The 14015-nt window shown below is 28.3% G+C and carries 13 protein-coding genes and 1 tRNA gene; 4 read left to right on the top strand and 10 right to left on the bottom strand.

The genetic code is table 11. The features are described 5' to 3' along the window. Complete coding sequence (sucD, locus tag OTBS_RS00735; RefSeq protein ID WP_011944297.1) at positions 1-879, top strand: succinate--CoA ligase subunit alpha; 879 nt, start codon at positions 1-3, stop codon at positions 877-879. Between the two features lie 77 nt (positions 880-956). Next, complete coding sequence (locus OTBS_RS00730; protein ID WP_232488829.1) at positions 957-2624, top strand: proton-conducting transporter membrane subunit; 1668 nt, start codon at positions 957-959, stop codon at positions 2622-2624. 176 nt (positions 2625-2800) lie between these two features. Here the strand turns inward: OTBS_RS00730 and OTBS_RS00725 are convergent, their stop codons facing one another. From OTBS_RS00725 to OTBS_RS00695, 7 genes are all read right to left on the bottom strand, one after another. Next, a complete protein-coding gene (locus OTBS_RS00725) occupies positions 2801-5485 on the bottom strand; it encodes a PD-(D/E)XK nuclease family protein (protein ID WP_232488828.1) in 2685 nt (894 codons plus the stop codon). A 179-nt stretch (positions 5486-5664) separates the two neighbouring features. Then, positions 5665-5913: a monovalent cation/H+ antiporter complex subunit F gene (locus tag OTBS_RS18125; RefSeq protein WP_041621073.1), complete on the bottom strand. Its 249-nt coding sequence runs from the start codon at positions 5911-5913 to the stop codon at positions 5665-5667. Then, complete coding sequence (locus OTBS_RS00715; protein ID WP_011944294.1) at positions 5910-6395, bottom strand: Na+/H+ antiporter subunit E; 486 nt, start codon at positions 6393-6395, stop codon at positions 5910-5912. Before OTBS_RS00715 ends, OTBS_RS18125 begins: the two co-directional genes overlap by 4 nt. Positions 6396-6441: 46 nt before the next feature. After that, entirely contained in the window at positions 6442-7215 is a 774-nt protein-coding gene (locus tag OTBS_RS00710) for a CDP-alcohol phosphatidyltransferase family protein (protein WP_041621405.1), read from the bottom strand. 51 nt (positions 7216-7266) lie between these two features. After that, positions 7267-7962: a phosphatidylserine decarboxylase gene (locus tag OTBS_RS00705; RefSeq protein ID WP_410517957.1), complete on the bottom strand. Its 696-nt coding sequence runs from the start codon at positions 7960-7962 to the stop codon at positions 7267-7269. 72 nt (positions 7963-8034) lie between these two features. Beyond that, positions 8035-8580: a demethoxyubiquinone hydroxylase family protein gene (locus tag OTBS_RS00700; protein WP_011944291.1), complete on the bottom strand. Its 546-nt coding sequence runs from the start codon at positions 8578-8580 to the stop codon at positions 8035-8037. After that, a complete protein-coding gene (locus OTBS_RS00695; RefSeq protein WP_011944290.1) occupies positions 8543-9091 on the bottom strand; it encodes a disulfide bond formation protein B in 549 nt (182 codons plus the stop codon). Before OTBS_RS00695 ends, OTBS_RS00700 begins: the two co-directional genes overlap by 38 nt. A gap of 151 nt (positions 9092-9242) precedes the next feature. On the opposite strand from OTBS_RS00695, the gene OTBS_RS00690 reads away from it, so the two are divergent. After that, complete coding sequence (locus OTBS_RS00690) at positions 9243-10823, top strand: lysine--tRNA ligase (protein ID WP_011944289.1); 1581 nt, start codon at positions 9243-9245, stop codon at positions 10821-10823. A gap of 136 nt (positions 10824-10959) precedes the next feature. On the opposite strand, the gene OTBS_RS00685 is transcribed toward OTBS_RS00690, so the two are convergent. From OTBS_RS00685 to tpiA, 3 genes are all read right to left on the bottom strand, one after another. After that, positions 10960-11036, bottom strand: a tRNA-Arg gene (locus OTBS_RS00685). A 284-nt stretch (positions 11037-11320) separates the two neighbouring features. Continuing rightward, on the bottom strand, positions 11321-11614 hold the full coding sequence (gene secG / locus OTBS_RS00680; protein WP_011944288.1) for a preprotein translocase subunit SecG: 294 nt from the start codon (positions 11612-11614) through the stop codon (positions 11321-11323). Between the two features lie 5 nt (positions 11615-11619). Continuing rightward, positions 11620-12369 carry a triose-phosphate isomerase gene (tpiA, locus tag OTBS_RS00675; RefSeq protein WP_011944287.1) on the bottom strand — a complete coding sequence of 250 codons (750 nt, stop codon included), beginning with the start codon at positions 12367-12369 and terminating at the stop codon, positions 11620-11622. A gap of 79 nt (positions 12370-12448) precedes the next feature. On the opposite strand from tpiA, the gene OTBS_RS00670 reads away from it, so the two are divergent. Then, entirely contained in the window at positions 12449-14002 is a 1554-nt protein-coding gene (locus OTBS_RS00670; protein WP_041621404.1) for a SurA N-terminal domain-containing protein, read from the top strand. Positions 14003-14015: the final 13 nt, after the last annotated feature.

Below are 14015 nucleotides of genomic sequence, written 5' to 3'. Positions count from 1 at the left end.
ATGTCAGTATTGGTTGATAGAAATACTAAAGTTATATGTCAAGGTATAACAGGCGCTCAAGGAACTTTTCATACTGAGCAAGCATTAAAATATGGAACTAAAATGGTTGGAGGAGTTACCCCAGGTAAAGGTGGACAAACTATCTTGAATTTACCAGTATATAATTCTGTTGATGAGGCTGTTCAAAAAACTGGAGCTACAGCTAGTGTAATATATGTTCCTCCAGCTTTTGCTGCTGACTCTATATTTGAAGCTATTGATGCTGGTATAGAATTATTAGTTTGTATTACAGAAGGTATTCCAGTGCTTGATATGCTAAAAATCAAGCAAGTATTGAAAGGGAGTAAAACTAGGTTAATCGGACCAAACTGTCCAGGGATTATTACTCCAGAGCAATGTAAAATTGGAATTATGCCAGGACATATTCATAAAGCAGGTTCAATAGGAATTATCTCTCGTTCTGGAACTTTAACTTACGAAGCAGTAGCTCAAACTACAGAAGTTGGATTAGGTCAATCAACATGTATTGGTATTGGTGGAGATACAATTAATGGTACTAGTTTTGTTGATTGTTTAGAATTATTTCTAGCAGATGATGATACCAAAGCAATAATTATTATTGGAGAGATAGGTGGCAGCGCAGAAGAAGAAGCAGCAGATTTCTTAAAATCATCTAGAATTAAGAAGCCAATAGTGGGATTTATAGCTGGAGTAACTGCTCCTCCTGGCAAAAGAATGGGACATGCTGGAGCAATAATAGATGGAGAAAAAGGAGCTGCCAGCAGTAAATTAGAAGCATTAAAAAGCGCTGGAGTTTGTATTGCAGAATCTCCTGCAAAAATCGGGCAAACAATGTATAATTTATTACATAATCTCTAAATATTGAATTTTAAATTTAATAACTAAAATATTTTTTAGTAGTTTTTTGAGACAAAACTACTCCTATAATGAGCGGAATGATGGAAAAAGCTAGCTTTCAAGAAATATTGTTACATCCAGGTATTTTTTTAATATTATCGTCTGCAATATTATATATCTTTAGATACTTTAAAATCTTCAATATGTTAGCTGTCTTTTTACCAGTTATAGCAGCTATCATATGTAGTGCGCAACCAGAAAGTGTGTACTATAATTTTTATGAAATATGGCAGTTTTCCTTTCAATATAACTACTATAATAAAATAGCATGTTTATGTATTTTGTTATGTTCTAGCTGTATTAATTTATCAGCTTGGAAAAACCAACATTGTAGCAACTTTAGCGTAATTATAGCTATGTTATATACTGGAATTAGTATTATTTCAATGCTGTCAGTAGATTTTTCAACTATGGTTTATAGCTTAGAATTTGCATCTTTAGCAGCAGTTTTAATGATATATAATAAAACCAATGAATCTCAAATTGAAACAGCTTACCAGTACTTAATAGTACACTCATTGAGTATTATGCTAATATTAGCAGGTAGCAGCATTATAATTAGTTCATATGGGTTACCAATTATTAATTTGGCTAAGTTGATACAAGATTTTGAATATAATAGCTACCTAACTTTAGCTGCAATAATTATATTACTAGGGTTACTGATAAATATTGCTTGCCCGATATTTTCATATTGGTTAGTAGATAGCTATTCTATAAGTAAAACAACAGGAAGTGTTTATTTATCAATGCTAACTACTACAATAAATTTAATATGGATATTCAAACTATTCCTAGGATTAAAAATATTAATAATAATTGGTATATTTATAACTGCATTCGGTATTATTTATTCTATTCTAGAAAATGAAATTAAAAGATCTTTCTCATACTCTTCTATTGCAAAAACTGGCATTATACTTGTAATGCTTGGAATATATGAACATAACACTGATTACAATGCATTAAGTAATTATAATCAAGAAGCAGTCCTAATGTTTTTATGCATAAGCTATATTCCGTGCCAATGCGTTATTATGTTAATATGTGGTTGGTTAAAAGATAAATATACCTTAACTTCCTTTACTGATTTTAGTAATAAGATGGTTACTATAGATCCAGTTTTACTAATTGCTATTGGTTATAGTTTAGCATTATTTTTTGCTACCCCTTTTACAACCTTTTACTATACTAATGTATTAGCATTAAAAAATAATAATATTATTTATTTCCTCAATATTATTATGGCAACACAGCTATTATGTATTCCTTTGACGTCGATCTGCAAAAATGTAAGAATAATAAAATTTTCTCAAGTATATGGAATAGATGGTACAAAATATATTAATATAGCAGAATACATTGCAATTATATGCTTCATTACTATTAATTTAATACTATATTTCTATATCGCAGATTTTACATACCTATTGCAACAACTAACAATAATTACTGCTGGACTTATTGCTAACTATGTTAGCTGTCCTACAAAAATTTCAGGAAAAATACTATTGCCAGAAAATATCATATATCACAAAGTTTGTAATTTTATTGATTTATACAGCAATAAATTCTTTTCTTGGCAATCAAAATTACAATTTCCTAAAATTCTAAGATTAAGTAATAACTTAGAGCTAAGTAACAGCTTAACTATAGTAGCAACCATCTTAATCTTATTAACCATCATCATTATTGATATTATATAACAATAACTTTTTACAAGATGTAAGTTAGTATCGGCAGTAAAACAAATAATGGTTTTTTCCAGATAAGAATATGAATCCTGCTCTAGAAAATTTGAAAAATACACAACAGCTATCTTTTTGATTTATGCTATTATTAACTTCTTGTATTACTATTAGTTTAATATTTGTAATTACATTTAAATTAAATAACGTGCTAAATGCTTATAGTTATTATATTTTGGAGCTAACTTATCAACAGGAGAAGGAAAAAATACTCCTCCGTCTTTAATGTAATATTGCAGTAACTCTACTAAGCCTAACTCATGTTTATCTAACATTTCTTGATCTACTGTTATTTCTGTAAACTCAAGTAATGGCTTAGTAGAAGTAATTTTAATATAAATTATTTTATTAGGCATAATTGTAGGTAAGTCTTTAAACCCACCTTTATATAGTATAATACTTTCAATAATTAATTGAGTTGCTATTCCATGCTGTACTTCTTTTTTATTAGGAACTGTACCAGTTTTAAAATCGATAATGTAGCATTCACCATTTTGTGAATATTCTATTCTATCTGCTATAGCCATAATATTTAGCGCATGATTATTAATATTTAGTGAAATTTGTCCTAACTGTTCCGAAAAAATCTTAAATCCTTCATTTCTCCTCTCCATATCAAATCTCACAAATTCCTCAGCTAATTGATGCAGCTTAGTTAGCCATACCATTTTAGCAAATGAACTACAGTTGTAACAATCTATTAATTGTTTACCTATATCAATAAAATAGTTTATTAATTTACTTTCCTCCATATCCTTGTAGCAAATAGTATACCTATGAATTACAGTATGAATAAAGTCGCCAAATTTCGCTTGTGTTAATTGATCATCATTTAGTATTACTGGTTTTAGTCTTAATATATTTTTAGCGTAAAATCCATAAGGATTTCTAATTAGCATTTCAATATCTGTTGCAGATATCGTTTTGACTATATCAGCACTAGACAGTAACATGCCAGACGATATTTGGAATGTTGTAGATTTATTATCCACAGAAGTATAATTTTGATTATGTTGAAGCTTTAAGTCATTTACTCTAATGCGAATTAAAGGATTTTTAAAAGCAAGAAGTTGTAATTTTAAGATAAATTGAGAATCGTTAGTCTTACCTGATGCAGTAAATTGAGAATTGGTCAAACTAACATGAGCTTTCTGTAATATAGTATATAATATATATTGTTTTCTATCATAATGAGCATTACGTTCAATTAATCCTAACTTACTGTATATAGCTTGGTTAAGCCATGGATTTTGAATTGAGTTACCAGGCCAATGATCATTATTAAATTCTGGTATAATAATATAATCTGCACTTAATAATATAGCGCTATCTGCGCCTGTAATAACAACATTAGCATTATAATCATGTTCATAGTTAAATTTAATCATAGTAACCAATTCTGTAAGAACATTGCTAAAATCTCTAATATCAATATTCCCAAACTGCTTAGCAATATGAATAACTTCTTTTAGAACATCAGATATTCTTTTACTGAATTGAAATTGCCAAATTTTTCCTTCTGTCAATTTTTCAGCTGCTTGCAATAAATCTATAATCAGCTGATCACACAAAATAGTATTACAATTATAATATATCCATAAATTATCTAAAGCGCTAAGAATAAAAGTAGCCCATTTTTGCAATTCGCTATCATCTTTACTAATAGTTAAATCAAGTAAAATTTGTTTAAGTTCTGATTGTTGAAACTTATTTTTTAAAATCAGATTTTCAAATTTATTACTGCTACTACTAGTAAGTAATGGAGTTTTAATTAAATTAATAAATTTACTAATGCTAAAATTGCTAGATACTAAATCTGCTAATACTAGTATAAAATTTATTTCTAATAATTGCTTAATATCAACATTTGTAAGATTAGCATAGTTTATCTGATACTTGCTTAAGTGCATTGTCAACAAAGTAGTAAAGCTTGAAGTAGTAGTAACAACTAAAATTTTATTATGTTTAGCATTAGCTTTGATTAAATAGTTATGAATCATAGCTGCAACTAACTTAGCTTCATCATATTGGCTGTTAACCTTAACATATTCAATATCAATAGGAATATCACTGTTAAACTTAGTATCTGATGCTACTAAGTTTAACTTTGGCAAATCTAAAAACTCTGATAATTGTATAGGTTTATTTTTTGTTGGTAATGCTATTTCTTTAGCTAGATATGTTACATCATCTAGTGAAATATTGCATGATTTAACAAAATACTGAAAATCATATAAAGTATTACTTGAATTTTTTACACTATAACACAATTCTTCTAAATAAATTGGTGGAAAAATTACATTTCCAAACTCCAAAGAAAGTACTTCCTTAAAAATTATCAGCTCTAGCTTACTAGTTGGTAATAACCCTGCTAAGATAACTATATTCGAACTTAGGTTAGATTTTAATAAATCTTGTAGTTGTGAAAAAATATCGCTTTTACTATCATAACTGCTGTTACTATATAATTTACTCCACTCAATATATGCCAAGCTTAAGAATTTATATGTATTTTGCCAGTATTCTGAACTATCCATTTGATCAACAAAATCTTTTAATTGAGTTAGATTGATTTGTTGACTTTCTAGTTGTTGAAAAAGATGTAATAATTTTCCACTTAACTTAAGAGCATCACCTAAACGAATCTGTTGTTGATTATGTTGTTGAATAATTTTAGAAAGTACTGCTTCTTGTTCATAAGAACTTAACTGGCAACAAATAGATAACGAGTAGTTACTAGCAGCAATAAAAGAAGTAATAAATTGTTTTAATGTTAACACATCTGGTAATAACATAGCTTCTTTTTGAGCTGTAAGCATTATTATTTTTTTGAGTTCCTGACATTGTTGACTATAAGGTAATATAACCTTAACCTTATCAAGTGATGATGTATAATTTTTTAATAAAAAATTAGCTAGTAAAAATAGAAAATCATCATTTGGCTTAACATAGTATATACTCATGTGCTAAATATTAAGTAACATATTATTTTCAATAATTAATTTTTTAAATAAAACTTCATATATGCATTCGTTGCAATAAAGCTTAATAGTAGGTAGATTATTGATATATCAATAAAATACCTAGTGTAATGACTCATACCAATAAATACAATAAATAGAGATACTAAATTAGTTAAGCTGTTAATATATAATATTCTTTCTAGATTAGACTTAGCTAATAAAAAATTGACTATTAAAACAAATATACATCCTGTTAAAATAAATAGTCCTACTATAAGTATCATTGCCTAATCTTTAATATTCTATTTTTTAGCTTAAGAAAGTCAGCATATAGCTCAGTGTTATCTAATACAGCATTTTCTGCATTTAAAACATGAACTAATATTTTATCCTGTGTTGTGTCTACTACTGCTGTACCAGGAGTAAGAGTAATGCTATTTGCATATATTACTTTTTCTACCTCAGAAAGTTCGCTAAATTCTATCCATAACATACAAGAGTTAAGCTGAAAATTATCTTGCCAAATAATCCTAGTAACAACTATAGCAGATTTTACTACTTCAAATAATAACCATATACAATACACCATAGATTTTATAATAGGAACTGGCGTAATAGAAAATAATTTGAAATACAAAGATACAAAATAAGTTATGAAAATAGATATCAAACTTAAGTATGAATGATGATATATATCCCCTAGCCCCATCAGCCCAATCCAAGCAGTAAGTAAAGCAACTAAATGCTGTAATTTAGCGTACAACATATATTTTATCTAAAAAGATATTGAATATAATACATTATATTCAATATTAATTAATTCTTCTAGCTGTAACTATACTTACTGGAATACTAATAATATAACTTAAAGCAAATGCAGGAATAATATACCATGGATAAATTAATAGAGTAACTCCTATTGTAGCAAATAATAATAAACAAATCCAAATATATTGAGGTCTAATAACAATATTCTTTATTGAAAATGTAGGAATCCTGCTTGCCATTAAAAAACCAACAATTAGTAAGTAAATATTAATACAAAGTTTATAATTTCTAATTTGCAAGCTCCAGATTGGAAGAATATCAAAATCTAGCATAACAGGCATTAAACACAACAATGCACCTATAGGAGCAGGTACTCCAACAAAAAAATATTTTTTCTTATTACTAGTTTCATTATTTAGTATACCAATATTAAATCTTGCTAATCTAATAGCTATACAAATGACAAATACTAATACAGATATCCAAGACACTAATTTTTGCTGTTGAGTAGGAGCTAGCCATAAATATGTGACTAATGCTGCTGATAATCCAAAATTAACAAAATCACAAAGTGAGTCTAACTCTGCTCCAAAAGTAGAAGTAGCATTAAGTAGTCTAGCTATTCTACCATCAATGCCATCAACTACTACAGCAACTAATATACAAACTACAGCTATCTCCCATTTATTATCAAGCGCATATCGTATAGAACTTACGCCTATAGATAACCCTAATAATGTAATTATACTAGGAAACAACTTAATAAAAGGCATTGGATAGCTTAATTTAGGCTTTTTAAAAAGCTGATATCTTCCCATCACATTTCTAACACATTATTCGATATTTAAATTTTTTATCTGCATAATATATTATTTAGTGTCATACTTTGCAGGTGCAATTCTTTTTGATTTAAAATCAGCAAGTATTGTTTCTCCTCCTATACAGCTTTGGCCTACAGCTACTAATGGCACAGTTTTTTTAGGTAAATAAATATCTACCCTACTCCCAAATCTGATTATACCAAAACGATCACCAGCACTAACCTCATTTCCTTCTTCTAAGTCACAAACTATTCTTCTAGCAATTAATCCAGCTATTTGCACAAAAACTATTGTTTGCTTATCAGTAGTTTCCATTACTACAGATTGACGTTCATTATGAATACTTGCTTTATCAAGAGAAGCATTTATAAATTTACCAGGGTTATAATTTAATGATACAATTTTTCCATCAGCTGGTATTCTATTCACATGAACATCAAGTACGCCTAAAAATATACTAATTTTTAACATTTCCTCTTCTAGCAAACCTAATTCTGGTGGTGGCATAGCATGAAGAATAGATTGTATTCTACCATCTGCAGGACTAATTACCAATCCTGACTCTTTAGGAACTACACGATTAGGATTACGAAAGAAATAAACACAAAAAATTGTTACAAGAGCTCCCATCCAGCCAAGTGCTGTACTAAACGAGCCTAGTAAGAAAGTTACAGCTGCTGATATTACTATAAATATATATCCTTCCTTATGTATTATTTTTGAAAAATCTTGTATAGGCATAATTACATACTCCTTTTATAAATGCACTTTCAACTAACTAAGTTAAATTTTTTATTTTACTTATCTAAACTAGAGTTATTTTTTGCTTAAGCATATAGCAACGTTACAAATAGATTCTACTAAATTCTTAAAAACTATACCAATTTTACTCAACTCATTATAGTAAGTTTTTGCAATTATCTTATGTTCGATTTCTTCTTGATGAAATCTTTTAATCGCGATTGTTAATTTTTTTTCACGCTCTGCAAATATTAATTCTAGTTGCCTAATCTGATCTTGGTAATGTTGATCAATAGCATTCTCAACTGCTTCAGTATAAAGCATTGCCCATTTAGTGCCAGTAATAGCTGTAATAGCACCTGATATATACCCCAATGTATGCCATACTGGCATAAAGAATGTTGGACGAATTTTTCGATTTTGTATTTGCTGAGCAAAAAAAGCACAATGCTCCTCCTCATGATTTAGCATAGACATAATTTGTGCTTTGCATATTTTATTATTTATAAAATTTATTTGTCCTTTATAAATTCTGCATGCTCCATACTCACCAGCATAGTTTACTCGAATCATTTCAGCTATTTTAGCATGACGATCTTGAACAAATATTGGCCTTGGCATATTTACAATAATATAAATTAACTACGCAACAAAATAACAGTAATAGTATACTCCATAGAAAGTTCATTACTGCCATGGACATGTCCATTATTTTAAATGGAACAACTTTGCAACTTTTAACTACAGGGATAGTTTCAAGTAATTTAATTCTTTCTTTAACTGACAAATTTTTTGACATTATTGTATTAACTTTACAAGTTTTAGGTTCGCTAAAGATCTCTTTTTCTATTCCATAGTGATAACCTGATATAAGAGCAGATATTGCAAAATTCAATATTATAACCTTATGTAGAATATTACTAAACCTTGAGAAGGATATACCTAATATACTTAAAAAAAACAATATATAATATGGCCACCTTTGGTAAGTGCATAAAGTACAAGGAACTACTCCAAGTATATATTCTACATAGTAAGCAAAAGATAAACTCACAATTGGAACAATAGCTAATACAATAAAGAACCTTCGATAACTATTCAGTATTAATCCTTTTAATATTGTATCAATCATTTTAATTCAATCATAGTTTATGTAAGTAATTTTTTTCAAATTTACAGTTATTATAATAAGGTTTACAGTATTTTTTAAGTAAAAACTACTATATAATGCTTTATAATGCTTTTTTAGCTCTAATAATTAATTATTGAAAGTTTAAGACTAAATGTTAGAATTTTTGAATCATGTAATGCAATCAAAAGCATGGCCATTTATTGAAGCACAAAAAATCCTGAATAAACTAAACTACAAGGTTCCATCTAAGGGCTATGTTTTATTTGAGACAGGTTATGGTCCTTCTGGATTACCGCATATTGGCACTTTTAGCGAAGTTGCAAGAACAGTAATGGTAATTGAAGCATTTAAGCAACTATCCAATATACCCACTAAGCTGATATGCTTTTCCGATGATATGGATGGTTTAAGGAAAGTACCAACTAATCTTCCTAATCAAGATATGCTTAAGAAGCATCTTGATAAGCCTTTAACATCAATTCCAGATCCGTTTAATGAAGCAAAAAGTTATGGTGACTACATGAACGGCAAGCTAATACAATTTTTAAATACGTTTAATTTTACATATGAATTTTATAGTGCTACAAAATGCTATAATTCTGGAATGTTTGATAACATGTTATTAAAAGTTTTAGCAAACTATGAAAAAATCATGGAAATTATGTTGCCAACATTACGTGAGGAGCGACAAGCAACTTATTGTCCATTTTTACCAGTTTGTCCAGAAACAGGTAAAATATTACAAATTTCAGCAATTAAAGTTAATAAAGATGCAGGTACAATAACTTTTCAAGATCATAATACAGGCAAAATTTTTGAAACAGAAGTTACTAAAGGCAGGTGTAAGCTACAATGGAAACCAGATTTTGCAATGAGGTGGGCAGCATTAGAAGTAGATTATGAAATATATGGCAAAGATCATATGATAAATCAACATATATATTCAAAAATATGTCAAGTGCTTGATGGAATTCCTCCTATACAATTTTTTTATGAATTTTTTCTTGATGATGCAGGAGCTAAAATCTCTAAGTCTAAAGGAAATAGTATTACTGTTGAACAATGGTTAACTTATGCTCCTATGGAAAGCATGTTGTTATTTATTTACCAATCCCCTACTAAAGCAAAAAGGTTGCATTTTAATGTTATTCCAAAAAATGTTGATGATTACTTAGCATTTATAAAAAAATACCATCAAACAGATGATCAAGTAGCTAAGTTAGCTAATCCAGTATATCATATTCACTTAGGGAATGTTCCAAATATTGATACTTATAATTTAAATTTTAGTCTATTACTTAATCTAGCTTCAGTATGCAATCCAGAAAATAAATATGTATTATGGGGATTTATTAACAAATATGCACCAGATGCATGTGCAATCAGCTGTCCATATCTTGATCAGTTAATAGAGTTTGCTATTAGGTATTATAATGATTATGTGAAGGTACAAAAAAAATATCTAATACCATCAATGCAGCAACGTACAATCTTAGAGCAAATTGACCTTACATTAACTGATTTATATGAAGCAGATGCAGAAACGATTCAATCTGCAATCTATAAAATTGGTATAAACAATGGATATGATAGTAATCTAAGGTGTTATTTTCAAGAACTGTATCAAATTTTACTTGGGCAATTAGATGGGCCAAGACTAGGTTCTTTCATAAAACTATTTGGTATTGATAATACTAAAGCTCTTATTAAAGAAAAATTAATAAATAACTAAATAGTATAGCTTACAATAAAACTTAAGAAATGAAGTACAGTACTTACAATCAAGAATTATGCAAAATTTTTATGATTAGCACAATTGAATATAATATTTTTGTCCAAAGCGCCATAAAGTACATCGTATAGAAAAATGGCGCACCTAAGAGGACTCAAACCCCTAACCTCATGATCCGTAGTCATGTGCTCTATTCAGTTAAGCTATAGGTGCATAACACAACATTAAATTACTTTCTTATTTAATGTTACTTAGAATCTTCAAAAACTTACCACTCAGTAGTGGTAGAGTATATTAGTAAAATATGTTACTGTCAAGAATGTACCATAATGTATGGTTTTAATAGCAAAGTTTGATATAAGAATTTACATATTTTTGTTCAAGATACTTGCTAAAGTTCTCTATTAAGCAAAAAATTATGGCAGTTCTTCTTGCAAAGCTTTTACATCTTCATTCTTAGTTTTGCAGAAGGTCTAATATATTTCGCTTAAGCATAATTATTTAGCAAGTGGTACAGTATTTTTCTCTTGTAATTGCAATTTATCAGTAATGCTTGTATTTTTTTTAGATGACAAATTAGCAAGTATAATGGCATTAATAAAAAAACACGTTGCTAATATAACAATTATTCGCGTTAAAAAACTGGTAGCAGCTTTTGATGTTACAATTCCCATTCCTTCATTCCTACCAGATAGCCCACTTAAACTATCCGCTCCAGTTTTGTGAAGTAATATTGCTGTAACTAATAATACTGATATTACAATATGTATAAAAAGTAGTATATTCATCATTTTATTTAATCTAAACCTTGAACTGTTTTTATTATTGTAGTTAAACTTTCTAATTTTAAAGATGCTTTACCAATTAATACTCCATCAATGCCAGCTGTTAGAATTTGGTTAATATTATTAGCTGAAACAGAACCACCATATACTATTTTAACACTATTTTCAATATTATGAGGTATATACCTATTTTGTATTTCTCTAATCATAGTTACTACCTCATAAATATCATCAATGGTAGGAACCATACAGCTGCCAATTGACCATACTGGCTCATAAGCAATAATAATATTCTTAGTAAAACTAAAAGATATACTACTTAACTGTTGAGCTATATATTGAAGATATGTTTTATTTTTTCGTGCTTCAATTGGTTCTCCTATACAGACAATTGGAACTATTGCATTATTGATACAATTTCTTACTTTTGATGCTATTGTATTAGCATCCTCATAAAATAATAACCTTCGTTCTGAGTGTCCTACTATAGCATAGTTCACATTTAAGTTTTTCAACATACTAGCACTTATCTCACCAGTATATGGGCCACTACTTTCTGTAATCATGCTTACATCTTGAGCTGAGAAATGATATGTGTCATTAAATTTTAATTTAAGCCCAGATAAATATAAATTTGGTACAGCAAATATCACTTTAGCAATATTTAAATTGCCATGTAAGCTAGTTATTAAATTTAGGTAATTGCAAGCTTCAGAAAAACTAAAGTGCATTTTCCAATTAGAAACTACAATTGATTCCATGCTTTAAGATAAAAAATTACTTGCAGATTTATAATACTTAAATATTGTATTGGTATATACATATATTATACAAGTTACAGTGTTAAATAAATTAAGAACAGCTTCACATAGCATTGCGTTTAAAATCTTAATATTAATTTTAATATTAGCCTCTGTTTTCTGGAGCATAGGTACAATGTTTCATTCAAATGACAACAGCTCTGACATTGTAACTTTTACTAAGGCTAAAAATATTACTAAAAGTGAGTTTATGCAAGCACTAAAACTAGCAATGCATCAAATACCACAAAATTCTGATCAAAATATTCTTACACAAAATAACATAAGAGAACTAGTATTAAGCAATTTAATAAGTACTCACGTATTAGAACAATTAGCGCATGAATATAATTTAACTTTAAGTACAGCAGCAGTTTTTAAATTTATTCAAAATTCAAAAGCTTTTAATAATAACCAGAATTTTGACATCAATATTTTTAGGAACATACTCAAAAATTTACATATCAGTGAACCACAATATTTTGATCAAGCCACAAAACAGCAATTATCAGAAATATTATTACATCAGTTTATTAATAATAATTATGTTCCAAGTATACTGACCAAAAATATTATTAATTTATCTGCTGAAACACGAAATATTCAGCTAGTAAGTATTGATTTGCAAAATGAACAGTTACAATCAACTCTTGATTCACCATCAAGCGAACAATTACAAGAATTTTACAATAATAACCAATCTAAGTTTGAAAAACCAGAGCAGCGTCATATTAGCTATATAGTACTTGATAATAATTATTTTAAAAATAAAGTTATTGTTGACAACAAATCACTAGAAGAATTCTATCGCACTCATAGTGATCAATTTTCAGAAAAAAATAGCTTTACCAAAAATATTGCTGAGGTTAGGGAAAAATATGTTAATCATCAGGTTGATAAGTTATTTAATGATACTATAACACTATTGGAAGATGAAGTAGCATCAGGCAGTAATTCATCAGAAATAGCTAAAATGCTAAATGTAAAGCTACTAACATTAAATAATGTAACTAAGCAAAAATTAGCCAATAATAAAATTTTGAGTAATGTTACTGATGCTATTTTTGCATTAGAAGAGCATGAAACATCATATCCGCTTGATGTTTCATCAAAGATGCTGATTATAGTCAGTATTCAAAAAATCATTCCTAGTGCCGTTGAAAAATTTGATAATGTACTTAATCAAGTCCAAGAAGAATGGAAAAAAAATACTATCAGAGAACGCAACATTGAACTTTTAAATAAGTTTCAGCAAACGACTAACGCTGATAATTTTATTGCTGATGCTAAGAAATATAAACTAACTGTAAAACCAAATGTAATAGTAACAAGATTAAATAACAATACTATAGAACTTCCTAAAGAATTTGTTGAGCAATTGCTAACTTTAAAAAAACGTCAAGTTTCAAATGTTTACATCTCTACATCAAACCAACATGCTTATGTAGCACTCATATCGGCAATTACAACAGATCGTGACTTAACAACAAAATTTTTGTCATTAACAGAAGATATTAAAGGTAGCTTTAAAAATTTGATATATCATGAGTTGGTTACCTACCTATATAATTTATATAAAGGAGAAGTTAAATAATTTCTCCTTTTAT

This window comes from Orientia tsutsugamushi str. Boryong, assembly GCF_000063545.1.
GTDB classification, from domain to species: domain Bacteria; phylum Pseudomonadota; class Alphaproteobacteria; order Rickettsiales; family Rickettsiaceae; genus Orientia; species Orientia tsutsugamushi_C.
The sequence above is the reverse complement of the archived record's forward strand: the minus strand, read 5'-3'. Positions and strand labels throughout refer to the sequence as shown.

Coding starts and splice junctions, on each gene's coding strand:
- sucD (WP_011944297.1), top strand. CDS start 1: ATGTCAGTATTGGTTGATAGAAATACTAAAGTTATATGTCAAGGTATA.
- OTBS_RS00730 (WP_232488829.1), top strand. CDS start 957: ATGATGGAAAAAGCTAGCTTTCAAGAAATATTGTTACATCCAGGTATT.
- OTBS_RS00725 (WP_232488828.1), bottom strand. CDS start 5,485: ATGCTTACAGCTCAAAAAGAAGCTATGTTATTACCAGATGTGTTAACA.
- OTBS_RS18125 (WP_041621073.1), bottom strand. CDS start 5,913: ATGATACTTATAGTAGGACTATTTATTTTAACAGGATGTATATTTGTT.
- OTBS_RS00715 (WP_011944294.1), bottom strand. CDS start 6,395: ATGTTGTACGCTAAATTACAGCATTTAGTTGCTTTACTTACTGCTTGG.
- OTBS_RS00710 (WP_041621405.1), bottom strand. CDS start 7,215: ATGGGAAGATATCAGCTTTTTAAAAAGCCTAAATTAAGCTATCCAATG.
- OTBS_RS00700 (WP_011944291.1), bottom strand. CDS start 8,580: ATGCCAAGGCCAATATTTGTTCAAGATCGTCATGCTAAAATAGCTGAA.
- OTBS_RS00695 (WP_011944290.1), bottom strand. CDS start 9,091: ATGATTGATACAATATTAAAAGGATTAATACTGAATAGTTATCGAAGG.
- OTBS_RS00690 (WP_011944289.1), top strand. CDS start 9,243: ATGTTAGAATTTTTGAATCATGTAATGCAATCAAAAGCATGGCCATTT.
- secG (WP_011944288.1), bottom strand. CDS start 11,614: ATGATGAATATACTACTTTTTATACATATTGTAATATCAGTATTATTA.
- tpiA (WP_011944287.1), bottom strand. CDS start 12,369: ATGGAATCAATTGTAGTTTCTAATTGGAAAATGCACTTTAGTTTTTCT.